The organism is Streptomyces sp. 1222.5 (assembly GCF_900105245.1).
GTDB classification, from domain to species: domain Bacteria; phylum Actinomycetota; class Actinomycetes; order Streptomycetales; family Streptomycetaceae; genus Streptomyces; species Streptomyces albidocamelliae.
Genome location: NZ_FNSZ01000001.1, coordinates 534,132 through 559,244 on the forward strand (window position 1 = coordinate 534,132; position 25,113 = coordinate 559,244).

The window sequence follows — 25,113 nt, forward strand, 5'->3', positions numbered from 1 at the left end:
CCGCTCCACCTACTCGTTCGCTCCCATCAGCCGCCTGATCTCCGTGATGAGCACCACCAGCGCCTGCCGTTCGGCCAGGGTCGTCTCGGGATGCCACAGGTCCACGAGGAGACAGGTGCGTGGACGGTCGCCGTCATTGCGCGCCTCGTGCTCGAAGGAGTAGTCGAAGAGCAGGCACCGGCCCTCCTGCCAGGTACGGGTCTCACCGGCGACGGTGATGCTGCACCCCTCGGGGATGTCCACGGCGAGGTGCAGGTTGATGCTGAAGTTCCACAGGTCGCAGTGCGGGGCTATGGACGCCCCGGGCAGCAGGATGGAGAAGTGGCTCTCCAGGAGGGGGCAGATCTTCCCCTCGTCGACGGCGAACTCCTCGAGCACCTTGTACGCGGTGGGCACGAGCGCGGCCGACGGCTCGACCATGGCTCCACCGCGGTACAGGTGGAGGGCCTGCCAGTCATCCTGCCTGGTCAGATGGTGCTCGTAGTCGGAGAACGCCTCCCGGCGCATCTCCCAGGCCGAGGTCAGCTCGTCCTTGATGGCGGGATGTGCGCCTTCCAGTGCCTCGACGACGGAGACCAGTTCCGGGTGAGCACGGGGATCGTGCCACGGGGTGGGAGACAGTCCCGGCAGGATCCATCTGGCTCCCCGCCGGCGCGGGTGCCGGGCCTCACCCCCTCCGGGTTCCAGCATCCGCTCCACCCGGCTGAGGGATGTCGCACCGTGGTCGCTTCTGATCGCCGCGAACGCGTCGTCCAACTCGGGTGTCATGAGGTCCTCCTGGCCGCTCGTGCGACCGTCGCTGTGCCGTGCCGTCGCATCAGTAGTCGGGCGATTGACCGGACGAGTTCCCACGACTTCTGGGCAAGGTGGCGCGTCACCAGGGGACTTGGCGCCTCCGTTCACTCGTGAGGGGCTGGGGCGAGGCGTCGCTGCCGGGGTCACGGGCCCACGCCGCCGGCTGCCGGCGCCGCCTCGCGTGTCGTCCGCGGGCGGCGCCGGTCCGGTCGCCGTCAGGCCGCCCGACCGGCCGGGGCGGTCCCGGGAGGGGTGGGTTTGCCGGCGGCCGCGCTGCCGGCGGGTCCGTCGGCTTCGGCGAGCAGCGCCGTGAGGGTCATCCGCGCGCGGGCCACGCGCGAGCGCACCGTCCCGACCGGGCAGCCTCCGAACCGGGCCGCCTCCTCGTAGGACAGGCCGACCACCTGAGTCAGTACGAACGCCTCGCGGCGTTCGTCGGGGAGGGCGTCCAGCAGGTCGAGGAGGGCGATGCCGTCGTCGAAGCCGGGCAGACCCCTGGGCTGCGCCCACTCGGCGGCCGCCTGCCAGTCGTGGGTGTGGGCCGTCCGGGGACGTACGGCGGCACGGCGGAAACTGTCGACGACCGCGCGGCGGGCGATGGACAGCAGCCAGGTACGGGCGGAGGCCCGGCCCTCGAAGCGGTGCAGGCTGTCGAGTGCCCGCACGAACGTGTCCTGGGTGAGGTCGTCGACGTTCTGCGGGTCGGCGCCCAGATGGGTGACGAAGCGCAGCACGTCGGAGTGCAGGGCCCGCACGAAACGTTCGGCCGCTTGCGGGTCACCGCTCCGGGCGGCCAGCGCCCAGGCGGTCGCGGCGGCGTCCGCCGAGGCCTTGTGCGTTCGCGAAGCGGGCAGGGCAGAAGTGATCACGAGGTGTCCTTCGCAGGTCCTCCGGAGCCCGGTCATGGTGGGACCGCGGGTTCTCCGGTGAGTGGGGTGCCGCCGTAGGGGTGGTACGGCGGCGCCCGGGGCTCGTGCGCACTTGTGCGCGGGCAGCGGTGATCGGGGGTTCTCGGGAACCCATCAGGTCCTCAGGGGCCACTCATGGCCTCAGGACCACTCAGGTCCTCGGGAACCGCTCACGACACCACCGCTGAGCTCTTCCGACGAGGCCTCAGAACGCCCGCTGGAAGGGAAGGAAGGTGGAGCCCCGGTGGATCCGGCTGTCTCAGGCGACAGCGAGGCCCACCGGCGGCCCGCGGGAGATGATGGCGTGGCAGAGCAGGAGTCGCGCCAGGGGGCGGTGCCCGGAGTCGCGGCGCCTGCGCACCGGCGGCCGGCTCGGCGGCACGGGCAGGGCGAGCAGCATCCGCAGAGGGGTCACCAGGCGCGTCGCGGCGGTCCTCAGCAGGCGGAACACCGCGCGCTCGCCGTGCGCCAGCCACAGGCCGCAGAGAATCGCGGCGAGCAGGTGGGCGGCGAACATGCCGAACGTGCCGTTGCCGCCCATGCTGTGTGCCATGTGCGCACCGGGGTCCATGGGCGTCATGGAGCCCGACCCGATGTCTCCCAGGCCGGGCATGTGCATCGCGTCCATGTGCATGGACCCCATGTGCATGGGCCCCATGTGCCTCGAACCCACGTGCGGGGAGCCCATGTCCGTGGGGTTCATGTGCAGGGAGCCAGCGGGAGCGGCCCCCGTGCCCGTGGCGTCCACGCCCTGTGCCACGGCGGACGAACTCTCGGACCGGCCGGACACGAACGCCTGCGCCAGCGAGAAGCCCTCGTGCAGGACCACCTGCGCACCGACCACGACCGTGACGATCAGCGCCTGTCCGCGCTCACGCCCGGCGAGGCACCAGCCGGCGGCACCCGTCCCGGCGGCCCCCGCCACCATGGCCCACCACGGCACCGGGACACCGGACATCATCACGTGACCGAGGGCAGCGAGCAGCACGCAGGCGGCGGCGAACACACCGGCCCGCAGCGTGCGGCACCACCCTCCGACAGTCATGACGCGCCCATCTTCCCACCAGTGGTCCGGTCGTCGTCAGGGGGTACGTACGAACGCGCGCCCCGGACTCAGCCAGAGAAGAGTGACACACACCGAACCGTCAGGGCGGGAACTCCACGGACATCGCGGACGACTCCGGCAGGTGACCGTGCTCAGGCGCGGCAGCGCAGCATCTCCAGCGGCGGCCTGGTGTGGAGGTCCGTCCAGAAGTCCGCGCCGAACTCACGGACGCCGGCCTCGGACACCTGGAGCGGGACCCACTCCACCGCGCGGAAGCCGGCCGCCCGCAGACAGTCCTCGTAGACCTCGCGGCGCGGGGCCGTGGTGACGATGCTGATCGGCTCGGGTTCGACGAGGGCGGTGACCCGCACCCGCGGACCGGTCTCTGTCTCCTCGCCGGTCGGTTCGCAGCGGAACCCGTACCTCTCCAGGGACGGACAGTCGAACCGGTAGTCGGGCTTCTGCGCCAGCACGAAGAATTCCCCGCCCGGCACCAGGCTCCGGTGGATGTTGCGGCACATCCGCTCCATCGCTGCGACGCCCTCGGCACAGTTGAGACACTGGACGCCCATGGTGACGTCGAAACGCCGTTCGATAGGCCGGAGTTCGGTCACGTCGCCGACCTCGTAGCGCACTCCCGGCGGGTCACGCCGCTCGATGTCCCGGGCGGCGGCGACCATTTCGACGGAGATGTCCACGCCGAGGCCGTCCGTGGCACCGCGCCGCTTGAACTCCCTGCTGTACAAGCCGGTGCCGCACGCCACGTCGAGGACCGCCCTGCCGCTCACGTGCCGCCCCCTCCTGCGCTCGGTCATGTACGTGGCCACGCCGGCCTGCCCGAGGTGAAGACGGGCCGGGCCGTGGTCATGGCAGCGAGTCTTCTCCGTGCCCGCCCGGCCGACGTACTGGCAGATGGCACGGGGAAGTCGGGCGACGGCCTCCGAATCGACCAATGCCGTTCGAGCACGGCGTTCACGGCATGCGCCTCGTCGACACGGTCAGGGCCGGAAAGCGGCCGTCCCCGCGCGGACCACCACGGCGGACATCCGTACGCGGCCGCCGCGGCGGAACGTCAGTGTGAACGGCACCCGGTCACCCGCCCGCCACGCGCCGGCCGGGACCGGCACCGTCAGGTCCATTCCGTGCGGCGACATCGCGACCGTCCGCCCGGCCGGTATCTCGACCGATGCGATCGAGGATCGGTAGGCCGTCGCCCCTCCGCCCATGCGGTGCCGGGCGAGTGTCACCCCACCGGGGACGCCGGGCGAGGTGACCCCCAGCAGACGGTCGGTCGAGCCGCCCTCGTTGGTGATGCGGAAGAACGCCGCCGTCTCGGGCGAGCCGCCGGTCGGGAGCAGCACCCGTCCTTCGGTGACGTGTATGCGGGCGGGGCTTCCCGCGTGGCCCGCGCCGACCCAGGTGGTCAGGCCGGCCAGCGCCAGGCCGGCCGCGGCGACGGGCACAAGAGTGGCGAGGAGGGCGTCGGTCAGCCGCCTGCGATCGGTGAGCCGGGCGACGGCGCCGGCAAGGAGTCCGTTCACCGGGGCACCGCCCGCTTGCGCCGCCGCGCGCGTGCCGGGGCGGGTGTGGGCCGCCACGCCCGCAGGCGCAGGCTGTTGCCCACCACCAGTACGGAGCTGGCCGACATCGCCGCCGCCGCCACCATGGGGTTGAGCAGCCCGGCCACGGCGAGCGGCACGGTCACGACGTTGTAGCCGAAGGCCCACACCAGGTTGGTCCGGATCGTACCGAGCGTGCGCCGGGCGAGCAGCACGGCGTCCACCAGGGCTTCGATGTCCTCGCGTACGAGTGTCAGGTCGGCCGCGCCGATGGCCACGTCCGTACCGCTGCCCATGGCGATGCCCAGATCGGCGCCGGCGAGTGCGGCGGCGTCGTTCACGCCGTCCCCGACGACCGCGACCCGCCCGCCACCGTCCTGCAACCGCCGGACGAGGGCTGCCTTGTCCTCGGGCGTGCAGCGGGCGTGCACCTCGTCGATGCCGAGTGCGCCGGCCACGGCTCTGGCGGGTGCCTCACCGTCACCGGTGGCGAGAACCGGCCGGATCCCGAGTCGGCGCAGTCGGTCCACGGCTCGGTAGCTGCCGGGCCGGACGACGTCGCCGACCGCGATCAGCGCCTCGGCGCGTCCGTCGACGCGTACGAGGACGGGTGTGTGCGCGGCGTTCTCCGCGGCCGTGAGCGCGGCCCCCAGCACGGTCGGCAACTCGCCCTCCGGGGAGAGGACTTCCACTGTTCGGCCGTCGACGCGGCCGCGTACTCCCCGTCCCGGTGTGGCCGTGAAGTCGCGGACGGCGGGGAGCGGTTGCCCGGCCAGTGCGCGTCGCGCGCAACTGGTGACGGCTCGCCCGAGCGGGTGTTCCGAACCCTGTTCCACGGCACCGGCCAGGCGGAGGACCTTCTCCTGGCCTAGACCGCCCGGAGCCGCGGTGATCCTGGCGACGGTCATGTGGCCGCTGGTCAGCGTGCCGGTCTTGTCAAGGACCACGGTGTCGACGTGCCGCAGTGCCTCCAGGGTCCGCGGACCGCCGACCAGTACGCCCAGTTGGGCGCCGCGGCCGGTCGCGGCCATGAGGGCGGTGGGCGTGGCCAGGCCGAGCGCGCAGGGGCAGGCCACGACGAGTACGGCCACGCACGCGGTGATCGCCGCCTGGGGGTCGGCTCCGGCGCCGAGCCAGAACCCGAGCACGGTGACGGCTACGGTCAGCACGACGGGTACGAACACCCCGGCCACGGCGTCGGCCAGGCGCTGCGCCCGCGCCTTGCCCGCCTGGGCGTCGGTCACCAGCCGGGTGATCCGGGCCAGTCGGGTGTCGCTCCCGACGGCGGTGGCTCGCACCAGGAGCAGACCACCGGCGTTGACCGCTCCTCCGACGAGGGCGGATCCGGGCCCCACCTCGACCGGCTCGCTCTCGCCGGTGACCAGGGAAAGATCCAGGGCGGAACTGCCCTCCACCACACGGCCGTCGGTGGCGACCCGCTCACCGGGGCGCACGGCGAAGACCTGCCCCACCCGCAGCTGTTCGATGGGCACGGAACGCTCGCCGTGCCCATCGTGCACGGACACCTCCTTGGCGGCCAGCTCCGCGAGCGACCGCAGGGCGGCTCCGGTACCTCGCCCGGCCCGCGCCTCCAGGAACCGTCCGGCGAGCACGAACAGCGGTACGCCGACCGCGGCTTCCAGATACACGTGCGCGGGGCCGTCCAATGCGGACGGCAGCAGACTGAACGGCATCCGCATCCCCGGGTCGCCCGCTCCCCCGAGGAACAGCGCGTACGCCGACCAGGAGAAGGACGCCACCACGCCCAGCGACACGAGGGTGTCCATGGTGGCCGCGGAGTGACGCAGTCCGCGCACCGCCCGTACGTGGATCGGCCAGGCGCTCCACACCGCCACCGGGGCCGCCAGCACGAAGCACAGCCACTGCCAGTTCCGGAACTGCAGGGACGGCACCATCGACAGGACCAGCACGGGAACGGCCAGCAGCGCGGTGACCACGAGCCGCTCGCGCTCCTGGAGCGCGGCGGACTCGGCATCCTTCTCGCCACCGTCGGTCCCGTCGCGCCTGTCCGGTGCGGCGGGCTCGGGCAGCGCGGCCTCGTACCCCGCCCGCTGGACGGCCGTGACGAGGTCCTCCGCGGGGATGTCCGCGGGATGGCTGACCCGGGCGCGTCCGGTGGCGAGGTTGACGGTGGCCGTGACCCCGTCGAGCCCGGCCAGATTCTTCTCCACCCGGCGGACGCACGCGGCACACGTCATACCGCCGACCGTCAGATCCGTGACCACCAGCGGCGCCAGGGGTTCGGCCCCCATCACTCACCGCCGCCGTGCATGCCGGGCATGTCACCCGTGCCGCCTCCGCTGCCTCCGCCGCCTCCGGAGCCGTGCATGCCCGGCGCCACCGGCCCGGCGGCCGATCCCACGGCGTACGCCGCCGAGAAGACCAGCACCAGCAGCAACAGGAAGCCACAGAGCCTGGGCGGGGGCAGCAAGGTGCGGGGAACCGCGGCCGCTCTGCGGAAGGGGTGTCGGGACTCGGCCATGCTCGACCTTTCTGGTCGCTCGAACCGTCGTACGGCGCAAGAGATCGCAGCCGTACCGCTCCAGCAGTCGGACGGATCGGTGGCGGAGTTCCCGCACGGGACGATGGCGTAGGCCACATGGCGGACCCGTGCGGAGCTCGACGTCAGCCGGTGTCGGCGGAGCGGGTGTTCCAGCGTTCCTCGATCCTGGCCAGGCGCCAGTAGGCGATGGCGACCGCCCAGACGACCACGAACAGACCGACGATGACGTAGCCGACGCTGTCCAGGTCGAGCCCCGCGATCCAGCCGGTGACGCCGTCGCTCAGGCCGAGCTTGTCGTGCAGGACGCCGACCAGTTCGATGGTGCCGACGAAGAACGCGACGGCGATGGACAGGCCGGTGATCGTGAGGTTGTAGAACACCTTGCGGACGGGGTTCGAGAACGCCCACTGGTAGGCGAAGTTCATGAACGTGCCGTCGAGGGTGTCGAACAGGCTCATGCCGGCGGCGAACAGCAGGGGCAGGCACAGCACCGCGTACCAGGGCAGCCCGGCGGCGGCGCCGTTGCCGGCCAGCGCGAGGAGCAGGACCTCGGTCGTGGTGTCGAAGCCGATCCCGAAGAGGAAGCCGAGGGGGAACATCTGGCCCGGGCGGCGGATGGACCTGGTGAGCCGTCCCAGGATGCGGTTCATGAACCCGCGCGAGTCGAGGTGCGCCTCCAGCTCGGCCTCGTCGTACTGGCCGGCGCGCATGGCCCGGAAGACCCGCAGGATGCCGAACAGGGCCACGAGGTTGAGCGCGGCGATGAGGTACAGGAAGGACCCCGAGACCGTGGTGCCCACGGTGCCCAGGACCTGGTGGGTACGGGAGCCGTCGTTCATCAAGGTGCCGGCGAGCTTCGCACCGCCGGCGACCAGGGCGGCCATGGCGACCACGACGCTGGAGTGCCCGAGGGCGAACCAGAAGCCCACGGAGACGGGCCGCTTGCCGTCTGCCATCAGCTTGCGGGTGGTGTTGTCGATCGCGGCGATGTGGTCGGCGTCGAAGGCGTGCCGCATGCCGAGCGTGTAGGCGGTGACGCCCAGCCCGACCCCGAACGCCTTGGTGCCGACCTCGTAGTGATGCGGTATCACCAGCAGGAAGAGGATCCCGAAGGCGACCACGTGCAGTGCCACGATCACGGCCAGGAGTCCCGCGGTGCGGACGGTGTCCTCGCGACGCCAGCGGAAGGACGGTTCGGCGTCGGTTTCGGGCACGCCTTGGGACACGGTCATGCGGTCACGCTCCAGCACCTCGTGGATCAGCTTCGTGATGCCGTGGCCGGTCTCCTGGCTGACGGGTCGACGCGCCCGCCCCTGCCTTCCCGGCCGTGCGGCCAGTGGCATACGTGGGGCGGGAACTCCCCGATCACAGTGGCGAGGGCCGCTCCGGACTGAGCCCCTGAGGGCTGTCACCGGTCTTCCCGAACACCACGGCCCGCCCACCCTAGAAGGCCGAGGTCGTCGGCTGCAAGATTGCACAACTGCGCAGGTATGGAGCCGATCGTCCGGGGCTGCGATGATGGCGGCATGCATCTCGTCCCCGCGGACCGTGCCGGGCGGCGCACCATCGACGGCCACCGGGTCTGTGACGCCATCGCCGCCGTCGGCGAGCCCGAGCGGGTGCGCACCTGGGCCGACCGCTTCTCCCTGCTCTCCGATCCCGGGCGGCTGTCCCTGCTGCTCGCCGTCCACGAGGCCGGTCCCATCGCCGTCTCCGACCTGGCCGTGGCCACCGGAATGCGCGACACCACCGTCTCCCAGGCACTGCGCCTGCTGCGGGCCGCGGGAGTGGTCGAAGGCCGCAAGGACGGCCGGATCGTGCGCTACCACCTCGTCGACGGGCCGACGGCCGCGCTGCTGGAGCACTGCAAGTCCGCCGACACCGGCGACGTCCGCGTACGGCCCCACCGGTCCGAGGAGTAGGGCACCGAACGCGGCTGCGCACCGGGGAGCGACCGCGGTACCGCGCCGCGTCGGCATCCGGGCCGGTGTCGGCCGGAGCCCTCAGCCGCGGGCGCGGGCGTTGAGCCGGGCGGCCTGTCGCGTCAGGTGGTCGCGTTCCGCCAGGTTGGGAGCCTTGTGCGCCGCCTCGGCGTACAGGCGGGCGGCCGTCACCACATCCCCGTCGCGCTCGTGCAGGTACGCCGACACGGCCGAATGGCGGGGCAGCGACGCGTCCAGTTCCGCCAGCGCGGCGAGCCCGGCACGCGGGCCGTCCGCCTCGCCGACGGCGACGGCGCGGTTGAGCCGGACGACGGGGCTGTCGGTGAGGCGTACCAACTCGTCGTACCACTCGACGATCTGCACCCAGTCCGTGTCCTCCGCACGCTGCGCGTCCGCGTGCAGGGCGGCGACGGCCGCCTGGGCCTGGAACTCGCCCAGCCGGTCCCTCGACAGAGCCGCCTGCAAGAGGGTGATGCCCTCGGCGATCGCCTTCGTGTCCCAGCGGCCGCGGTCCTGCTCGGCGAGCGGCACCAGGCTGCCGTCCGGCCCGGTCCGGGCGGGCCGCCGGGCATGATGCAGCAGCATCAGCGCGAGCAGCCCCGCCACCTCCGGGTGGTCGATCCCGGCCGCGAGCTGCCGGGTGAGCCGGATCGCCTCCGCGGCGAGGTCGACATCACCGCCGTACCCCTCGTTGAAGATCAGGTACAGCACGCGCAACACGGTGGCGACGTCGCCCGGCCGGTCCAGCCGCACGCCCGAGACGGTGCGCTTGGCCCGGCTGATGCGCTGGGCCATGGTCGCCTCGGGCACCAGGTACGCCCGGGCGATCTGCCGGGTGGTCAGCCCGCCCACCGCGCGGAGCGTCAGTGCCACCGCCGACGACGGCGTGAGCGAGGGGTGTGCGCACAGGAAGTACAGCTGGAGCGTGTCGTCCACCGCGGGCGAGGGCGCCGGTGGCGGCTCCTGGTCGACACGGTCCTCCCGCCGGCGGCGGGCGGCATCCGCCCGCACCGCGTCGAGGTACCGGCGCCAGGCCACGGTCACCAGCCAGCCCTTCGCATCCCGCGGCGGATCGGCCGGCCACACGCGCACCGCTTCCAGCAGCGCGTCCTGTACGGCGTCCTCGGCCGCGGCGAAGTCCGCGCCCCGCGCCACCATGACGGCGAGCACGCCGGGCGTCAGACTTCGCAGCAGCACCTCGTCCACGGCCGGGTCACTCCGTGACGGTCGGCGGCTCGGCGAGGAACGGGCGCAGCTCCAGCCACTCGTGGATCGGCTCGCCGCCCGCGCCCGGCGCGGCCGACAGTTCGCCCGCCAGCTCGACCGCCCGCTCGTAGGTGTCGACGTCGATGACCATCCAGCCGGCGATCAGGTCCTTGGTCTCCGCGAACGGGCCGTCGGTGACCGGCGGGCGCCCCTCACCGTCGTACCGGACCCACGTCCCCTCCGGGGCCAGCGCCTGGCCGTCGACGAACTCCCCGGTCTTCTCCAGCCGCGCCGCGAAGTCGCGCATGTACTGCACGTGCGCCGTGATCTCGTCCTGCGTCCACTGGTCCACGGGCACGCAGTTGGCAGGGGCCGGCGCGCCCCGGTAGTGCTTCAGCAGCAGATACTTCGCCATGGTGACCTTCTCCTCGAATCTCGTGCGGCCCATTGTGGCCGCCTTCACCCCGGAGACGGAGCGGGTCACGCGATCTCGACATCGCCGCCGGAAGTTTTTCAAGCCGGGTGCGACGCCCTTGCCCGAACGGACTTCCCGCACGTCGGCTCGGCCGTGCCTCAGCCGCCCGGGCTGCCGGCCTCGGGGAGTCTGCGTGCCATGCGTTCGTCGTGCACGAACAGGGCCAGGCCGGCCGCCAGCACCACGCAGGCCGCCCACACCGCGTGCACACCCCATTGGAACGTCAGCCAGCCCCCGCCGAACGCCCCCGCGAGGAAGGCCAGCACGACGGCCGCGAAGTGGCGTGCCCGGCGCCGGGCGTCCGCGCTCCGGCCGACCACCGCTTCGTAGGCGTTCTGCATGGCCGAGCGGAGGTTCCCGGTCGTCATCGTGCTGTTGTAGACCGTGTCGACCAGGGTGCGGAAGGTGGACATCTGGACCGACGCCATGAACGCGATCAGGACCGTGACCAGGGCGTCCGGCGCGCTCGCGGGGATGAGTCCGACCACCGCCAGCACCACGCACTCCAGCACCATCGCCACGCAGGCCGGCCGGCGCAGGAACGCCGCCACCCTCGGCCGCCGCAGCGTTTCGGCGACCAGGACACCGGCGAGGAAGGCGACGACCGCCGGGAGGTGGCCCAGCGCCTCCCACCAGTGCCGCTGCGCGGCCGCCACGCCCATCAGGACCACGTTGCCGGTCTGCGCGTTGGCGAACACCCCGCCACGGCTGATGAAGGTGTAGGCGTCCAGTCCCCCGCCGACCAGCGCCAGCAGGATGCCCAGCCGTACGGACCGGTCCGTCGGCAGCACCTCTCCGGCCGCACCCGGCCCTATGGCACCGGGGCCCGCGGCACCACCGGCCGGCCGGGCGACCGGGCTCGGCCCGGTTGCAGCGCCACGCCCCGCGGCACCATCGGTCCCGGTCGCGGCAGGACCCGACTGCTCGACCGGGCGTCGCCCCATGGCGCCGTCGGACCCCGCGGCGGCGCCCGGCTCCGTGGCACCGGTGGCGGGCGGGCTCTGCTGCTGCTCGGAGTGGCCTCCCGCCTGCGGTGTGGCGTCCGACATGCCTGCCCCTTCCGCCTCCCGCGGCCCGTCGCCGCCGAGCCGCCAGGCAACCTGGCGCGCGGGCGTCGAGCCTGTTGTGTCCCCCGGCCGGCAGTCCGTGCCGCCGCAGCCCAGGTCGATCAGCCGCCGTCCGTGCACCTGCCGATCCGGCAACCGGCCCCCGGCCTGCTCGCGCGCCTCGGCGCCGCTCCGACCGGAGGCTCGCCCTGCCGGAGCCGCCGTATGTTCCGGCCGGCCCGAAGCCCCGGCGCGGCGCGGCGCGCAGATGTCTTCCGATCATCCCCCACTCCCCCGGCCGCTGCCCGGTGGCGCCGGGCAACCCCGGCCCGGCGTCGGCCTCGGACGCCCTGCCCGGGAAAATAAGCGTCCGCGCGCGCCGGCCTTCCCGAGGATCTGGCCGTGGAACTCCGGGGCGGACCCTTCCTGGCCGGTCCCGCCCAGAGCCCGCTGGACCCGCAGGACCCGCTGGTGACCGGCCCGCCCGCGTCTCCGTTCCGCGTTCGCCCGGCCACGGCCCACTCCGCGACAGGAGCTCGCGGACGCGGGCGTGCGGCCTCCCGAGCGCCAGGCGGATGCGCCCGCCGCATGCCGGGGGGAGCATGGAGAACAGCTCACCACACCCAGCTTCAGCCTCACGCGCCCTCCGGACGGGCGTCCGACGCGGGACATGGCCATGAACGAACCCACGGACCCCCACACCACTCTGCACCGGGACTCCGCCCTCGCGACCACCTTGCGGGACGTCGTCGAGCACCTGGGCGCGAACACGGGCCTGGCCTACCTGCTCGACAAGGACAAACAGACCCTGCGGACCGCGATCGTCGCCGGGGCCCAGCCCGCGATCTACACCATGCCGGAACGCGTGGACCTCAACGCTCCCTACGCCACCGCCGCGGCGTTCCGCACCGGGCAGATGACCATGGCCGGGTTCGCCGCGCCGTACTACCCCGACCTGAAGCTCGCCAGCCGCATCCCCTTCCCCTATTCGGTGATCTCCCTCCCCCTGGACGCCGAGAGCAGCCGTCTCGGCGTCCTCACCTTCGCCTGGGTGCCGCCCCGTACCCGCTTCCTGCACGCCCACGAGATCGCCTGGCTGACCGACCGGGCCGAAGACCTCGGCCGTACCCTGCACACCCTCCTCGGCCAGGGCGTCGACATGCATCCCGGCACCAAGCCCGCGCTGATCCCGCTCTATCAGTCGAAGTCCCATGCGGCGCAGGCCGACAACTCGGGCTGGGGGCTGCCCCACGTCCCGGGCTCCACCGAGGTCAGCTTCATGTACCAGGTGCACCAGCTCGCCGCCGAGCTCAACGAGGCCGCGAGCGTCGACGAGATCATGCAGGTCGCGCGCGACCGGGTCATGGCCCCGTTCGGCGCCTCCGCGTTCGTCGTGAGCACGCTCAAGGACGGCAGACTCTGGATCACCGGGCACAGCGGGTATCCCACCGTCGCCCTCAGGCTGCTGCACGGCCAGGCCGCCGGCCCCCATCGCCCCGACGCCGACGCCCTCCTGACCCACACCCCACTGTTCTTCGAGGACCACGCCACCCTCACGCAGGCGTACCCGCACGCCGTGGACGACGAGCTCGAAGCGACCTGCATCCTGCCGCTCATCCTCAAGGACCGGCTCACCGGGGTGTGCACTCTCGGCTTCGGCCGGCCCCGCACCTTCAGCTCGCAGGAACGCGCCGTCGCCATGATGATGATGGACCTCCTCGGTCCCGCGATCGAACGCGCGAGTCTCGACGAGAACGCCCGCTCCCTGGCCGAGAACCTGCAGAAGAAGCTCCTTCCCCGCGATCTCGTCGAGGTCCCCGGCATCACCACCACCGCGCGCTACCTGCCCGCTCCCTCCACCGCCGGACTCGGCGGCGACTGGTACGACATGATCCCGCTGCCCGCCGGCCGCCTCGCCCTGGTCATCGGCGACGTCGAGGGGCACAGCATCGAGAGCTGCGTGGTGATGGGGCAACTCAGGAGCGCCGTCCGCGCCTACACCACCGAGGGCCACCCCCCGGACGCCGTCATGACGCGCGCCAACCGTCTCCTCAACGCCCTCGACACCGATCTCATGGCCACCTGCTGCCTCACCACCGTGGACCCCTCGACCGGCGTCGCCGAGACCGCCCTCGCCGGTCATCCGCCGCCGCTCATCCGCACCCCGAACGGCCACATCGCCGCCCCGGATCTTCCTCCGGGTATGCCTCTGGGGATCGACCCCGAGACCACCTACACCGCCGATGAGACCCCGCTCAGCCCCGACACCCTGCTCATCCTCTACACCGACGGCCTCACCCACACGTACACCCATGACACCGTGCTGTGGACCCACACCCTCGACACCACCACCTCGCCGCCTCCCCACGCGGCCGTGTCGGCCACCCCCGCCCAGGACGCTCCCTCCCTCGACACCCTCGCCGACCATCTGATCGACCAGGCCACCACGCACGGCACGCACCACGACGACGTCGCGCTCCTCCTCGCCCACTACGAAGGACCGGACCCCGGCCCCAACCGGCGCATCACGCGCACCACGTTCCACCGCCACGACCTCACCGCGGTCAAGGCGGCCCGCGAGTTCATCACCGACAACCTCCACCAGTGGGGCCTCGACGACCTCATCGACAACTTCCAGCTCATCACCAGCGAGATCGTCACCAACGCCCTCATCCACGCGGACAGCGACGTCGATCTCCGCCTCCGCGAATACCCCGACCATCTGCGGCTCGAAGTACGCGACACCAATCCCACGCCGCCCATCCCGACGCCCATCACCCAGACCCTGGAACAGAATCAGCACGCCGAACACGGGCGGGGGCTCAACATCGTCGACACCCTCTCCACGCAGTGGGGCAACACCCCCAGCGGGCGGGGCAAGACCATCTGGGTCGACATCTACAACACCTAGCGAGCGGTCGTCCGCCTCCCCGGCGCAACCATGTCCCCCGCACGGACGGGACGGTTCCGCCGGCGAACCCCCCAAGTGGACGACGGCGCTTGTGGCGACGGTCCTCAAATCTGGACGCCAGGGCACGAACCCGTGCCCGCGCCTGTTGAAAGGACTGTCGAGATGAAGCAGTACAACCGGTCGGTGTCCATAGCGCTCGTGGCCGTGTCCGTGGTGGGTGTGTCGGCGGGCATCGCGTCCGCGGACGGCATGGCCCCGTCGCACGCCCAGAGCGACAAGGCTTTCGTCGCGTTCATGGCGAACGTGAACGTGAGCGAGATCGCGGCGGGGAGCAACGCGCAGAAGAACGCGACCAGCGAGTGCGTCAGGCAGGCGGGCCATGTCCTGTACGACAACCACACGCAGCTCGAGGTGAAACTCAAGCCGGTCGCGAAATCCTTGGGCGTGCCGCTGCCCAGCGGTCCGACCAAGGCCGACCAGCGAATGTTCGCCCCCGTGGCGGACAAGGCGCACACACCCGCCTACGACACGGCCTGGCTGAAAATGATGTACCCGGGGCACAAGGAGGCACTGGCCACCATCGACCAGGAGATCGCGAGCACACGGAACAGCCAGGTCAAGGCGTACGCCGAGATGGCCCGTCCGATCATCCAGGCCCACCTGGCCATGGTCTACGGCGCCAAGTGCCACACGCCCCCGAGCACGGGCTGACCCGCCGGTGCAGGAGGTCCGGGTACCGCGGCGGGGCGGATCCTCTCGGGGGGTTCCGCCCCTGCCCGCGTCGGGTTGTCGGCGTGCGCGCCGCCCGAGGGTGTTCGCCCCGGTGCCGTCACACCGGGGAACGGCATATGGTCCGTATATGGGTGATGCTCGACTGCTCGCCGTGGGTGGAGCGGCACGGGGCTGCCGCTGTTCCACGCCGGCGCGGGTGCCCGAGCCGGCCGGGCAGGTGACGCGCTGGGCGGCGACCGGTGCCGGCGCCCGGAGGTGAAGCGTGTCCGACGCGCTCACCGGCCCTTCCGCCGCCGGCTCCGATCCCGGGACGGTGGGCGCCGTCCTCGGCCGGCTCGCGCGGGACACCGGCGCCTACGCGAGCGCCGTCTATCTGATGCCGCCGGACCGGCAGGTGCTGCAACTCGCCATGCTGAGCGGTGTCCCGATGCGGATCGCCTCGCCCTGGTCCCGGGTGGCGCTCGCCGCCGCGACTCCGGTGAGCGACGCGGTGCGCGAACGGCGGCTGGTGTGGATCGGCGGTCAGGAGGAGCTGGCGCGCCGCTATCCGCAACTGGCGCTCGTCCTCCCCCACCCCTTCGCCATGGCCGCCGCACCGATCGTCACCGGCGACCGGGCATGGGGTGGAGTGGTGCTGCACTGGGCCGCCACCCACGCGTCCGCGCTGAGCGCACAGGAGCGGGACGCCATCTCCGGTGCCTGCCACCACCTGGGGCTCCTTCTGCGGGAGGCCGCCGCCGGCGGACACCCGGTGCTGGCCGGTCCGGAACCGCGGGTGCTGCCCACGCTGCGGCCCCGTGCCACCGCGCCGGCCGAGGCACAGGCCGCGGTCGACTTCGCCGAGCGCCTCCCCAGCGGCTGCTGCGCGCTCGACCAGGACGGCAGGATCACCTTCCTCACCACCGCCGCCGCCGAGCTCCTCGACGCCGACATCCCCGACCTTCTGGGCAGGCGGCCCTGGGAGGCGCTGCCGTGGCTGGACAACCCCGTGGCCGAGGACCGCTACCGGGCGGCGACGCTCAGCCGTCAGCCGACGTCCTTCACCGCCCGGCGACCCCCGGACCAGTGGCTGTCCTTCCACCTCTACCCGGACGCGTCCGGCATCAGCGTGCGCGTCGTCCCCACGCAGTCGGGCGGCACCGTCGTTCCCCCGCACCTGCTGCACCCCGCGCCCGCCGCCGGACCGGGCCGCGCCACGGCGCTCTACCACCTGATGCATCTGGCCGCGACCCTCACCGAGGCCGTCGGCGTGCGGGACGTCGTCGAGAAGGTCGCCGATCAGGTCCTTCCGGCCTTCGGCGCCCAGGCCCTCGCACTCATGGCCACGGAGGAGGCCCGGCTGCGGATCATCGGGTTCCGCGGCTACTCCGCCGAGATCCTGCACCGCTTCGACGCCGCCCCGCTGACCTCGGACACGCCCTCCGTGCACGTCCTGACAACGGGTGCCGCCAGGTTCTTCGGCACCTTCACCGATCTGAAGCGGGCCTACCCGCCCCCGGTCCTCCAGGACGGCATGGCCGCCTGGGCGTTCCTCCCTCTGATCACCTCCGGGCGTCCCGTCGGCTCGTTGGTCCTCGCCTACGACCGGCCCCGCACCTTTCCGCCGGAGGAGCGCTCGTTCCTTTCCTCGATGGCCGGACTGATCGCCCAGGCACTGGACCGCGCCCGTCTGTACGACGCCAAGCAGCAGCTCGCCCACAACCTCCAGGCCGGTCTCCTGCCCCGCACCCTGCCCGGCGTTCCCGGCCTGGACGTGGCGGCCCGCTATCTCCCCGCGAGCCGCGGCATGGAGATCGGCGGCGACTTCTACGACCTCATCCGCCTCGACGAGTCGACGGCCGCGGCGGCCATCGGTGACGTCCAGGGCCACAACGTGCAGGCCGCCACCCTCATGGGGCAGGTCCGTACGGCCGTCCACGCCACCGCCGGCGCGTCTCCCGGTGAGGTGCTCGCCCGGACGAACCGCCTGCTCAACGACTTGGACGCCGGTCTGTTCACCAGTTGCCTCTACGCCTATCTCGACCTCGACCGGCAATCCGCCTGTCTGGCCACGGCCGGCCATCCACCGCCGATCCTGCGCCACCCGGACGGCCGGACGGAGATCCTCCATCTACCGCCCGGAGTCCTCCTCGGCATCGATCCGGCCGCCGACTACCCGACCACCGACGTGCCGTTCCCGCCCGGGTCCGTGCTCGCCCTGTACACCGACGGACTCGTGGAGGCTCCGGGCACGGACATCGAGGACGCGATCGACGCCCTCGCCGACCGGCTGGCGCAGGCCCGGGAGCGGACCATGGACGCCCTCGCCGACACCCTCATCGACAAGGCCCGGCTCACCGAGCCCCGCAGCGACGACATCGCGCTGCTCCTGATCCACCCCCAGCGGACGCCCCGCTGACAAGCTCGGCGCCGGCGGGTCGCTCAGTGGTCCGTCACCGACCGGGCGGCCGCCTCGATCACACCGGTGACCGCCGCGGGACGGGCGACGGCGACCGCGTGGGAGGAGTCCACCTCGGTGACATGGGCGTTCGCCCGCTCGGCCATGTGGCGTTCCGCGGCCGGCGGGATGACGCGGTCGTCGTTCGCGACCAGGCACCAGGACGGGAGGGCGTGCCATGCGGCGTTCTCGCTCCGGGCCCCCAGGGCGGAGGCATCGATGGGCCGTTGGGTCGCGGCGAGCACCGCCGCCTCCCGTTCCGGGACGTCCGCGGCGAACACCTGTCGGAACAGCTCCGGCCTCACATACAGGTCCGTTCCCCGCCCGCCGCCGGGCAGCGGGTAGGAGGCCTGGTCGAGCGCGCCGGGGAGCAGGCTGCCGGGGAACGCGCCGAGGATGTCATCGGCGCTCTCGCCCTTCTCGGGGACGATCGCGGCCGCGTACACGAGCGCCTTGACCTGAGGGCTCGACGCGGCGGCGTTCGTGATCACCTCGCCGCCGTAGGAGTGGCCCACGAGGACGACCGGTTCCTCGATGGATTCGAGGATGCTGCCGAGGTAGGCGGAGTCCTCCGCCAGGCCGCGCAGCGGGTTGGCCGGGACGACGACGCGGTAGCCGAGGGTCTGAAGCCTCTCCGTCACCAGGTTCCAACTGGATCCGTCGGCGAAGGCGCCGTGCACCAGGACGATGGTGGGGTTCTGCGGCCGCTTCTTCGCCGGGGCGGCGAGAGAGGTCGTGGCGGTGCTGATGACGGCCGCGGCGGCGAGCGCCGAAACGGCCGGAAGGGTTTTGATCATGATGAGTTCCCGTGGAGTGTCGTGCGCGCACGCACGCTTGGCGGAGCAGTGTTCCGCCTTCAAGGTCCCTGATCAGACCCTCCCGGCTCATCAACCGATCGGCCCACCGGGCGGGGGAAGGGCAGGGGCCCGATCGTCCGACCCGGCCCTTGCCGGCGACCACGGTGCCTCGTACTGACGCGGGCCAGAGGCCCAGTGGGTCGCTCAACAGTGCGGCCGGTGGCGGCCGTTCGCCGGTCACTGCGGCGTGCTCAGCCCCCAGCGTTGCCCGATGGCGCCCCGAGCGGTGTCGTCGGGTCCAGGTCGTCGAGGATCTGCTGGAAAGGGCGGCGCAGGGCCACCGCCGCGGGTCGGCTGTCGGAGTGGGCGTAGGCCGCCAGTGCCGCGCGGGCCTCGGTGACGAAGGGCCGGAACTCCTGCTCGGAGAGCAGGGCGTCGATGGCCCGGGCCGTGGCGTCCGCGACGGGACGCAGCTGCCGCTGGGCCCGTCGCACGTCCGCGACCAGATCCGGGCGGTAGGAGAAGGCGGCCGCCTCACGGGCGAGGGTGCCGAGATCCGCGGCGATCCGCTCCGCCGTCTCGATGGCTCGGACGAGGCCGGCCACGGCGCCCCGGTGTCCGCGCCGCAGCGGATTGAAACGCATCGCGCGCTGGGCCTCACCCGCGCGGGTGGCGTCCGCCTTGACGGCGGCGATGTGACCGTTGACGACGGCGAGGTTGTCCCGTGCGACGGCCGGCCCGCCGGTGAGGACGGCGGGGGCGACCGTGACCCCCTGGGCGAGCCGGTTGCGGGCGTCGTCCGCCAGGGCCTTCAGGACGCGCCGCGGATGCGGGGGCCAGAGCAGTGGGGCGAGCGCTGTCGTCACCAGCGCGCCCATGGCCGTTTCCCAGAACCGGGACAGGGCGTAGGCGTCGGGAGCGGGGTTGGCGAGGACCAGCAGGGAGGAGGCGGGAACCTGGACGTTCAGGCCGGCGCCCTTGGGGAAGAAGATGCCGACGGCGAGGCCGAGGGCCACGACGACCACGAGTGACGCGGTCGACGGCCGCAGGACGTTCAGCGTCGCGATGCCGATCGCCACGCCCGCGACGACGGCCAGGACACGCTCATAGGAGATCTGCAGGGCGCTCATCGGGTCGCCGCGCAGGGCGACGAGGGGGACGATCGCCGCGTAGACGGGTGGCTGGTCGGCCCCGACCCACTTGGCCGCCGTCCAGGCGGCGACCACGGTGACGAGGATCCGGCAGGCGGCTGGTCCTTCGGCGCGCAACTGGTCGCGGATCCGGTCCCATCGGCTCACCCGTGAAGCGCTGTCGGGCTTCATGAAGGGGAGAAATGATCGGAAACCGTCACGCGGGCACCATATCCCGAGCACGGTTCCCGCAAGGGGCAACTCCGTGCCGGGGCGCAGGTGTCGTACGCCGGGTGTCCGGGCCGTCCGCCGGGGTCAGCCGGCGGGGCGCGCCGACGGGGCGGGGATCGCGGCGTCGACCCGCTCGACCAGGATCAGGGCCGCATCGTCCTGTCGGCGGCCTCCTCCGTGCCGGAGGAGGTCGTCGCGCAGGGTGTCGAGCAGGACCGCGCCCGTGAGCCCGGTCCAGCGCTGCAGCCGCCGTAGCAGGGGGTAGAAGGTGCCGTCGTCGGCACGGCATTCGGTCACTCCGTCGGTGTACAGCAGGATGCGGTCGCCCAGCCGGAAGGGCCTGGTCACCAGGTGGTGCCCGGCCTGGGCCAGGTCGCCGAACCCCAGCGGCAGTCCGCTCACGGACGGGGTGAGGGGCACCGAGCAGCCGCTGCGCAGCAGGAGCGGCCGGGGATGGCCGAAGTGCACGATGCGCACGACTTCCTCGGTGGGGATCTCGACGATGACGGCGGTGGCGAAACACTCGGAGAAGGCGCCGGCCGAACGCGCGTAGCGTTGCGTGCTGTCCTCCAGGCGCTTGGCCAGGCGGTCCAGCGACCTCTCGGTGTGCGCGGCCTCCCGGAAGCAGGTCAGCAGTGCGGCGGCGGCGTCGACGGCGGGCAGGCCCTTGCCGCGGATGTCGGCGATGAGCACCCGCACGCCGAAGGCCGTCTCCAGGCATTCGTAGGCGTCCCCGCCGATGCGCGCCCGGTGGTGTGCGGCGAGGTACAGGCCGTTCAGGCGGACCGGTCCGAGGCGTTCGGGCACCGGCCGGAGGACCACCCGCTGGGCCGTCTCGGCGATCAGCCGGACGTCGGCCAGTTCCTGTTCCCGGCGCAGCCGGACGGCTCCCGCCCACATGGCCGCCAGGGACACGGCGGCGATGCAGATGATCGTGCCCAGGGACGGGGCGTCGAGGAGCCAGCCGTGGAGCCATGCGACGAGCAAGGAGGTCAGGCTGGTGAGCAGCCCGACACAGGCTATGCCGGTCACGGTGCAGGTGGCCGCCGCCAGTGCGGGTACGGCCGCGAACACGGGTCCGAACCGGGTGTGCGAGGGAGCCCAGAGGACCAGGACGGCCGAGACGACCAGGGCGAGGAGGGGCACGAGGATCCCTACGGTCGCCCCGTACGCCACCTCGCCGACCGCGCGCCGGGCACGGGGCATGTGTGTGCGCTCCTGTACGAGCACGGGATCTCCTGTTCAACGGGCTGCTGACGCGCCTCCGTCGGGGGATCGGCAGTGGATCCGGAAGGCGTCTTCACGCTAGGCGCGGCACCGGACGCCGCTCGTGGCCCGTCCGGCTGTTTCCGCGGGCAGGGGGCCGTCCTCCGAGCGGCGGAACGGCCGGGTCCGCCGGTCGGCCGACGGCGGCGTTCCCCCGATCGGCCGACACCTGTGTCAGGAGCCGGGTCCCTCCGCCGGTCCATTCGGCGGCCCGTGCGGCGGGCCTAGCGTCGAGGCATTCCCACTCACACAGGAGGACGACATGCCCGATGTCTTCGCACGCCTGGCCCGGGAGGGCGTCTCCGTCTGGCTGGACGACTCCGGCCGGGCCCGCCTGGACGCGAGCTCGATCGACGTGCACGTACGGCGGGGACGGGTGTCCGGACTGATCACCGATCCGGCTCCCACCGCCCTGTTGCGCTGCCTGTACGCGAGCCGCGTCGGTACGCGGGGGCTAGTCGGCGGGGCAGCCGACAGGACGCCTTCGTGGTTCCCCGCTCCCGCCGTGCTGCGCGACATGGGGGCTGCGGATCTCCGCCTCTCGTGCGATCTGCTGGCACCGGTCCACCGGGACAGCGGCGGCCGGGACGGGTACGTGAGCGTCGCGCTCTCCCCCCGGACCACGAACCGTGCGACCGACGTGGTGAACGCGGCCGTAGCGCTGCGCACACGGGTCGGACGGCCCAACCTCATGATCCGGATCCCGGTCACGGACGCGACCCTGCCGGCGATCTCGGCCTGTCTGGAGCTGGGCATCCCCGTCCAGGCGACCGGGGTGTTCAACCCGCTTCGGCACGAGCAGGTGCTGTCGGCCGCGTGCACCGGCCTGGAGCGGGCCCGGGACCGGAGGCAACGGCTGAGTGACGTGGCCTTCGTGGTGTCCTTCTCCCCCGGCGCGGTGGACGTCGCCGTCGACCGGTGCCTGGAGCTGGCGGGCGGAGCCGAGGCGGCCGCGCTGCTGGGCGCGGCGGGGCCGGCACTGGCCCGCCTCGCTCAGGAACGCCAGGAACGGCTGCTGGACAGCCCCCGCCTGCGGCGGCTGACGGCGGCCGGAGCGCTGCCGCCGCGCCTGCTCTGGCTGTCCTCCGTCCCGGCCCGGTCCGCGGACACCCGGTACGTCGAGGAACTGGTCTGCCCCGGCACCGTCACGGCGGTGCCCGAGAGATTGCTGAGCGCGGTCGCGGATCACGCGTACGTCAGCGGGGACCGGGTGCGTGGACGTTACGACGACGCCCGTCGCCGGCTCGGCCACCTCGCGTGGTTCGGCGTCGAGCTGGACAGCCTGACCACGGCTCTGGAGCAGGAAGCGGCCCGTAGGACCCGTCGAGGACGGATACCGGCCACGCCGGTCGCCACGCCCGACGCCTCCCGGGTACGGCACACGACGGGGTGCTCCCCGCGGCGGGCATCGCAGCCTGACGGGAATCGGGCTTCCACGCACCGGGCCGGTCCTTCAGGCCCTTCACGGCATGCGGAGGCCCCTCTCGCCGGATAGGCTCTTTTCCCGCTTTCGCAGGGGAAATCGGTTCTCCCATCGCAGATGGGCTCTTCCCCGGGAATCGGTCATGCGCAGAACGCAGAGGACAGCTCGCGTTGGTGCCGCTGTGGCGGCCGCGTCGCTGCTCGGCGCGGGGCTCGGTCTCACACCCGCCGCCGCGGCCGCGCCGCCGGCCGGCACGCCCTCCCCCGCGTCGAGTGCCGGGCAGGACGCGATCACACCGGTCACGGCGTCCACCACGACCGTCCCCGTCCCCGTCCGGGGCACGGACGGCAGGACACACCTGGCGTACGAGCTCACGGTGGTCAACGAGAGCACCCTGCCGGCCACGCTGACCGGGGTGACCGTGCAGGATCGCGACGGCCACCGCACCCTGCTGAAGCTGACCGGCGACTCCCTCGAGGCGCACTTCCGGCCCTCCGGTTCGGCCCCGGCACCAAGCCCACCGACCAGTTGTCGCCGGGGCGTCAGGGACGGGTCTGGATCGATGCCGTCGTACCCGCCGGCACCTTGTTCCCGCTGCGGCTCGGCCACCAGGTGTCGGTGACGTATCCGAAGGCCGTCGGCCTCATCCCCGGGCATGTGACGGAGTCGGTGGCGAACCTGACGGTCCCCGACCGGCATCCGGTCGTCCTGCGTCCGCCGCTCGGCGGCGCGGGCTGGCTCGACGGCAACGGATGCTGCGACCAGGTCACTTCGCACCGGGCCGCGGGTTCCCCGCTGAACGGGTCCACCTGCTTCGCCGAGCGCTTCGCGATCGACTTCGTGCGCCTGGGCGCCGACAACCGGTTGCGCACCGGCGCGGTGGACAAGGTGAGCAGCTATCCCTACTACGGCGTCCCCGTCACGGCGGCGGCCGACGGTGAGATCGTCTCGGTCGTCGACGGTCTGCCGGACTCCACACCGGGCCAGAGCCCGGCGAACCTCCCGCTGAGCGACTACGCGGGCAACCACGTCGTGGAGAAGCTGCCGGGCGGCGAATATGTGCTGTACGCCCATCTCGAACCGGGCTCGACAGCCGGCAGGGTGCGGGCCGGTCAGAAGGTGGCGGCGGGCACGCAGATCGGGCAGCTCGGGAACTCGGGCAACAGCGACGCCCCGCATCTGCACTTCCAGGTGATGAGCGGACCGGACCCGCTCGCCTCGAACGGACTGCCGTTCGTGTTCTCGTCCATGTCCCTCCAGGGCGAGCTGAACGGCTCCATCGACCGCCTCTTCAGCGGGAAACCGGCCCGGATCGGCCCGGCCCCGGCCCACCGGGCCCGACGCGGACGACGAGATGCCCCTCTACCTCGACCAGGTCGGCTTCCCCGCGAACCGGTGACTTCCGGGTTCCCCCGGCCCGCCCTCATGTACGGCTGGTGAAGAACTCGGTCCAGACGGCCTTGCCGTCCGCGTCGTGGCTCTCGTACCCCCACGCCGCGGAAAGCGACTCCACGATGAGCATGCCGCGCCCGCCGGTGTCACCTTCCGCCGGCTGCCGGACACGAGGCGTGCTCAGCGGGTCGTCGTCCTCGACCTCGACCCGGATGAGGCTGTCGTCGGCGTCGATACGGACGTGGAAGACATGGCCGCCGTCCTCGGCGCGGGTCCCGTGGTTGACGGCGTTGGAGGCCAGTTCGGAGACACACAGCCGCACGTCGTCCACGCGACCGGTCACCTGCCAGGCTTCCAGCGTTTGCTCGGTGAAAGCCCGGGCGGCCGCTATGGACTCGGGGACGGCGGTGAACGAATGCTCTGCATGTTCTTGCTTGTGCATGGCATATGTCGCAATCAGGGGGCGCAACCGTACGGCGCGCGTGTCCTTTTCTTGTCCAGAGCCGGCGCCGGTGAAACGCCTGTTCTCCCTGCGAGCGGCGGCGCTGCCGTTCTGCCCACCAGTACGCCTCCGTGGGCGCTCGGGCCGCCTCGTCCGAACGGCTGACCTTGCGGGGGACTCGCGTCCATGCGGGTTGCAGTTGCCGCTCGGACGAGTCGAAACGGCAACCGCGACCGTTGTGCAAGGCACCCGATACGCCGCCAGAAAGGCCCCGCCATGCAGCGCACGACCTTCTTCCTCGCCCTGGGCGCCCTCCTCAGCGCCGCGGCCACCGGGTTCCTGGCCACCACCGCCATCCGGAACCACCACGAGCATCACTGACCTGTCGCGGGGGGGGACGAGAGCCGCATCGCCAATCCAAATGCGCGCCGCCCACGTATCACGTGATGAGGTGACCTCGGGTCGGCCCGTCACGTGCCGCCGAGGTCGTGCGCGACGATGGAAGAAGGCGTATACCCATGCGAGCAACACGCTCGACGCGTCTCGCCGTGGCGTCCGCGGTCGGCATCGTGCTGGTCGGCGGCGCCACGATCGGCGCGGCGGGGACGGCCGCGGCAGCGACCCCCGCCGTGCACACGAACGTCGGCACCGACTGGTGCGGCGGCGGAGGCGACTGGAACCGCTGGTGCTTCGACCACCACGGCGACCGCTTCGACAACCGCTTCGACAACCGTTTCGATCACCGCTTCGGCAACCGTTTCGATCACCGATTTGATCACCGCTTCGATCACCGCTTCGACCGGGGCGCCGTCGTGATCATCGTCCTGTAGTCCCCGCCCCGGGGAGCCGCC

The 25,113-nt window shown here is 72.3% G+C and carries 23 protein-coding genes and 1 riboswitch; of the genes, 8 read left to right on the forward strand and 15 right to left on the reverse strand.

What is annotated here, in order from left to right:
* Nucleotides 1–9: 9 nt before the first annotated feature.
* The 8 genes from BLW57_RS02590 to BLW57_RS02625 form a co-directional block, all read right to left on the reverse strand.
* Nucleotides 10–768, reverse strand: a complete 759-nt coding sequence (locus BLW57_RS02590; RefSeq protein WP_093471822.1) for an aspartyl/asparaginyl beta-hydroxylase domain-containing protein — start codon at nucleotides 766–768, stop codon at nucleotides 10–12.
* A 242-nt stretch (nucleotides 769–1,010) separates the two neighbouring features.
* Nucleotides 1,011–1,664 carry a sigma-70 family RNA polymerase sigma factor gene (locus BLW57_RS02595; protein ID WP_093471823.1) on the reverse strand — a complete coding sequence of 218 codons (654 nt, stop codon included), beginning with the start codon at nucleotides 1,662–1,664 and terminating at the stop codon, nucleotides 1,011–1,013.
* Between the two features lie 298 nt (nucleotides 1,665–1,962).
* The gene (locus tag BLW57_RS02600; protein ID WP_093471825.1) at nucleotides 1,963–2,748 is read right to left on the reverse strand and encodes a hypothetical protein; all 786 of its coding nucleotides are present in this window, start codon (nucleotides 2,746–2,748) and stop codon (nucleotides 1,963–1,965) included.
* Nucleotides 2,749–2,900: 152 nt separating this feature from the next.
* Nucleotides 2,901–3,536, reverse strand: a complete 636-nt coding sequence (locus BLW57_RS02605; protein WP_256339352.1) for a class I SAM-dependent methyltransferase — start codon at nucleotides 3,534–3,536, stop codon at nucleotides 2,901–2,903.
* Between the two features lie 210 nt (nucleotides 3,537–3,746).
* Complete coding sequence (locus tag BLW57_RS02610) at nucleotides 3,747–4,289, reverse strand: copper chaperone PCu(A)C (protein WP_093480478.1); 543 nt, start codon at nucleotides 4,287–4,289, stop codon at nucleotides 3,747–3,749.
* Entirely contained in the window at nucleotides 4,286–6,580 is a 2,295-nt protein-coding gene (locus tag BLW57_RS02615) for a heavy metal translocating P-type ATPase (protein WP_093471826.1), read from the reverse strand. The genes BLW57_RS02610 and BLW57_RS02615 overlap by 4 nt, the downstream gene beginning before the upstream one ends.
* Nucleotides 6,580–6,810, reverse strand: coding sequence for a hypothetical protein (locus BLW57_RS02620; protein WP_093471828.1), 231 nt, complete (start codon nucleotides 6,808–6,810; stop codon nucleotides 6,580–6,582). Before BLW57_RS02620 ends, BLW57_RS02615 begins: the two co-directional genes overlap by 1 nt.
* A 143-nt stretch (nucleotides 6,811–6,953) precedes the next feature.
* Nucleotides 6,954–8,063, reverse strand: a complete 1,110-nt coding sequence (locus BLW57_RS02625) for a Nickel transporter NicT (protein WP_256339353.1) — start codon at nucleotides 8,061–8,063, stop codon at nucleotides 6,954–6,956.
* A 26-nt stretch (nucleotides 8,064–8,089) separates the two neighbouring features.
* Nucleotides 8,090–8,278: riboswitch (cobalamin riboswitch) on the reverse strand.
* A 79-nt stretch (nucleotides 8,279–8,357) separates the two neighbouring features.
* Here BLW57_RS02625 and BLW57_RS02630 point away from each other — a divergent pair.
* Nucleotides 8,358–8,753, forward strand: coding sequence for an ArsR/SmtB family transcription factor (locus BLW57_RS02630; protein WP_093471829.1), 396 nt, complete (start codon nucleotides 8,358–8,360; stop codon nucleotides 8,751–8,753).
* An 81-nt stretch (nucleotides 8,754–8,834) separates the two neighbouring features.
* On the opposite strand, the gene BLW57_RS02635 is transcribed toward BLW57_RS02630, so the two are convergent.
* The 3 genes from BLW57_RS02635 to BLW57_RS02645 form a co-directional block, all read right to left on the reverse strand.
* Nucleotides 8,835–9,980 (reverse strand): RNA polymerase sigma factor, encoded by a 1,146-nt coding sequence (locus BLW57_RS02635; protein WP_093471831.1) that lies wholly within the window; start codon nucleotides 9,978–9,980, stop codon nucleotides 8,835–8,837.
* A gap of 7 nt (nucleotides 9,981–9,987) precedes the next feature.
* The gene (locus BLW57_RS02640; RefSeq protein ID WP_093480480.1) at nucleotides 9,988–10,395 is read right to left on the reverse strand and encodes a YciI family protein; all 408 of its coding nucleotides are present in this window, start codon (nucleotides 10,393–10,395) and stop codon (nucleotides 9,988–9,990) included.
* Nucleotides 10,396–10,553: 158 nt separating this feature from the next.
* On the reverse strand, nucleotides 10,554–11,504 hold the full coding sequence (locus tag BLW57_RS02645; RefSeq protein ID WP_218138107.1) for a YoaK family protein: 951 nt from the start codon (nucleotides 11,502–11,504) through the stop codon (nucleotides 10,554–10,556).
* A 673-nt stretch (nucleotides 11,505–12,177) separates the two neighbouring features.
* On the opposite strand from BLW57_RS02645, the gene BLW57_RS02650 reads away from it, so the two are divergent.
* The 3 genes from BLW57_RS02650 to BLW57_RS02660 all read left to right on the forward strand — a co-directional run bounded on the left by BLW57_RS02650 (nucleotide 12,178) and on the right by BLW57_RS02660 (nucleotide 17,542).
* Nucleotides 12,178–14,412, forward strand: coding sequence for an ATP-binding SpoIIE family protein phosphatase (locus tag BLW57_RS02650; RefSeq protein WP_143051574.1), 2,235 nt, complete (start codon nucleotides 12,178–12,180; stop codon nucleotides 14,410–14,412).
* A 162-nt stretch (nucleotides 14,413–14,574) separates the two neighbouring features.
* Nucleotides 14,575–15,123, forward strand: coding sequence for a DUF4142 domain-containing protein (locus tag BLW57_RS02655; RefSeq protein WP_176985424.1), 549 nt, complete (start codon nucleotides 14,575–14,577; stop codon nucleotides 15,121–15,123).
* Nucleotides 15,124–15,406: 283 nt separating this feature from the next.
* Nucleotides 15,407–17,542 (forward strand): SpoIIE family protein phosphatase, encoded by a 2,136-nt coding sequence (locus tag BLW57_RS02660; protein WP_093471835.1) that lies wholly within the window; start codon nucleotides 15,407–15,409, stop codon nucleotides 17,540–17,542.
* Between the two features lie 23 nt (nucleotides 17,543–17,565).
* Here BLW57_RS02660 and BLW57_RS02665 read toward each other — a convergent pair whose 3' ends face one another.
* From BLW57_RS02665 to BLW57_RS02675, 3 genes are all read right to left on the reverse strand, one after another.
* Nucleotides 17,566–18,378 carry an alpha/beta fold hydrolase gene (locus tag BLW57_RS02665; protein ID WP_093471837.1) on the reverse strand — a complete coding sequence of 271 codons (813 nt, stop codon included), beginning with the start codon at nucleotides 18,376–18,378 and terminating at the stop codon, nucleotides 17,566–17,568.
* Nucleotides 18,379–18,629: 251 nt separating this feature from the next.
* Nucleotides 18,630–19,676, reverse strand: coding sequence for an FUSC family protein (locus BLW57_RS02670; RefSeq protein ID WP_093471838.1), 1,047 nt, complete (start codon nucleotides 19,674–19,676; stop codon nucleotides 18,630–18,632).
* A 147-nt stretch (nucleotides 19,677–19,823) separates the two neighbouring features.
* The gene (locus BLW57_RS02675; RefSeq protein WP_101377048.1) at nucleotides 19,824–20,945 is read right to left on the reverse strand and encodes a PP2C family protein-serine/threonine phosphatase; all 1,122 of its coding nucleotides are present in this window, start codon (nucleotides 20,943–20,945) and stop codon (nucleotides 19,824–19,826) included.
* A 322-nt stretch (nucleotides 20,946–21,267) separates the two neighbouring features.
* On the opposite strand from BLW57_RS02675, the gene BLW57_RS02680 reads away from it, so the two are divergent.
* From BLW57_RS02680 to BLW57_RS02685, 3 genes are all read left to right on the forward strand, one after another.
* Entirely contained in the window at nucleotides 21,268–22,500 is a 1,233-nt protein-coding gene (locus tag BLW57_RS02680) for a transaldolase family protein (protein ID WP_093471841.1), read from the forward strand.
* Between the two features lie 109 nt (nucleotides 22,501–22,609).
* Nucleotides 22,610–23,050 (forward strand): hypothetical protein, encoded by a 441-nt coding sequence (locus tag BLW57_RS40840; RefSeq protein WP_143051577.1) that lies wholly within the window; start codon nucleotides 22,610–22,612, stop codon nucleotides 23,048–23,050.
* The gene (locus BLW57_RS02685) at nucleotides 23,047–23,868 is read left to right on the forward strand and encodes a M23 family metallopeptidase (protein WP_176985425.1); all 822 of its coding nucleotides are present in this window, start codon (nucleotides 23,047–23,049) and stop codon (nucleotides 23,866–23,868) included. The genes BLW57_RS40840 and BLW57_RS02685 overlap by 4 nt, the downstream gene beginning before the upstream one ends.
* Here the strand turns inward: BLW57_RS02685 and BLW57_RS41195 are convergent.
* Complete coding sequence (locus BLW57_RS41195; RefSeq protein ID WP_176985426.1) at nucleotides 23,852–24,262, reverse strand: ATP-binding protein; 411 nt, start codon at nucleotides 24,260–24,262, stop codon at nucleotides 23,852–23,854. The genes BLW57_RS02685 and BLW57_RS41195 overlap by 17 nt on opposite strands.
* Before the next feature lie 518 nt (nucleotides 24,263–24,780).
* On the opposite strand from BLW57_RS41195, the gene BLW57_RS02695 reads away from it, so the two are divergent.
* On the forward strand, nucleotides 24,781–25,092 hold the full coding sequence (locus BLW57_RS02695; protein ID WP_143051578.1) for a hypothetical protein: 312 nt from the start codon (nucleotides 24,781–24,783) through the stop codon (nucleotides 25,090–25,092).
* Nucleotides 25,093–25,113 lie beyond the last annotated feature (21 nt).

What these genes read in the sequence shown, in the direction of transcription:
- BLW57_RS02590 (WP_093471822.1), bottom strand. Translation starts at nt 768, where the DNA reads ATGACACCCGAGTTGGACGACGCGTTCGCGGCGATCAGAAGCGACCAC.
- BLW57_RS02600 (WP_093471825.1), bottom strand. Translation starts at nt 2,748, where the DNA reads ATGACTGTCGGAGGGTGGTGCCGCACGCTGCGGGCCGGTGTGTTCGCC.
- BLW57_RS02615 (WP_093471826.1), bottom strand. Translation starts at nt 6,580, where the DNA reads ATGGGGGCCGAACCCCTGGCGCCGCTGGTGGTCACGGATCTGACGGTC.
- BLW57_RS02620 (WP_093471828.1), bottom strand. Translation starts at nt 6,810, where the DNA reads ATGGCCGAGTCCCGACACCCCTTCCGCAGAGCGGCCGCGGTTCCCCGC.
- BLW57_RS02625 (WP_256339353.1), bottom strand. Translation starts at nt 8,063, where the DNA reads ATGACCGTGTCCCAAGGCGTGCCCGAAACCGACGCCGAACCGTCCTTC.
- BLW57_RS02630 (WP_093471829.1), top strand. Translation starts at nt 8,358, where the DNA reads ATGCATCTCGTCCCCGCGGACCGTGCCGGGCGGCGCACCATCGACGGC.
- BLW57_RS02640 (WP_093480480.1), bottom strand. Translation starts at nt 10,395, where the DNA reads ATGGCGAAGTATCTGCTGCTGAAGCACTACCGGGGCGCGCCGGCCCCT.
- BLW57_RS02645 (WP_218138107.1), bottom strand. Translation starts at nt 11,504, where the DNA reads ATGTCGGACGCCACACCGCAGGCGGGAGGCCACTCCGAGCAGCAGCAG.
- BLW57_RS02650 (WP_143051574.1), top strand. Translation starts at nt 12,178, where the DNA reads ATGAACGAACCCACGGACCCCCACACCACTCTGCACCGGGACTCCGCC.
- BLW57_RS02655 (WP_176985424.1), top strand. Translation starts at nt 14,575, where the DNA reads ATGAAGCAGTACAACCGGTCGGTGTCCATAGCGCTCGTGGCCGTGTCC.
- BLW57_RS02665 (WP_093471837.1), bottom strand. Translation starts at nt 18,378, where the DNA reads ATGATCAAAACCCTTCCGGCCGTTTCGGCGCTCGCCGCCGCGGCCGTC.
- BLW57_RS02675 (WP_101377048.1), bottom strand. Translation starts at nt 20,945, where the DNA reads ATGCCCCGTGCCCGGCGCGCGGTCGGCGAGGTGGCGTACGGGGCGACC.
- BLW57_RS02680 (WP_093471841.1), top strand. Translation starts at nt 21,268, where the DNA reads ATGCCCGATGTCTTCGCACGCCTGGCCCGGGAGGGCGTCTCCGTCTGG.
- BLW57_RS41195 (WP_176985426.1), bottom strand. Translation starts at nt 24,262, where the DNA reads ATGCACAAGCAAGAACATGCAGAGCATTCGTTCACCGCCGTCCCCGAG.
- BLW57_RS02695 (WP_143051578.1), top strand. Translation starts at nt 24,781, where the DNA reads ATGCGAGCAACACGCTCGACGCGTCTCGCCGTGGCGTCCGCGGTCGGC.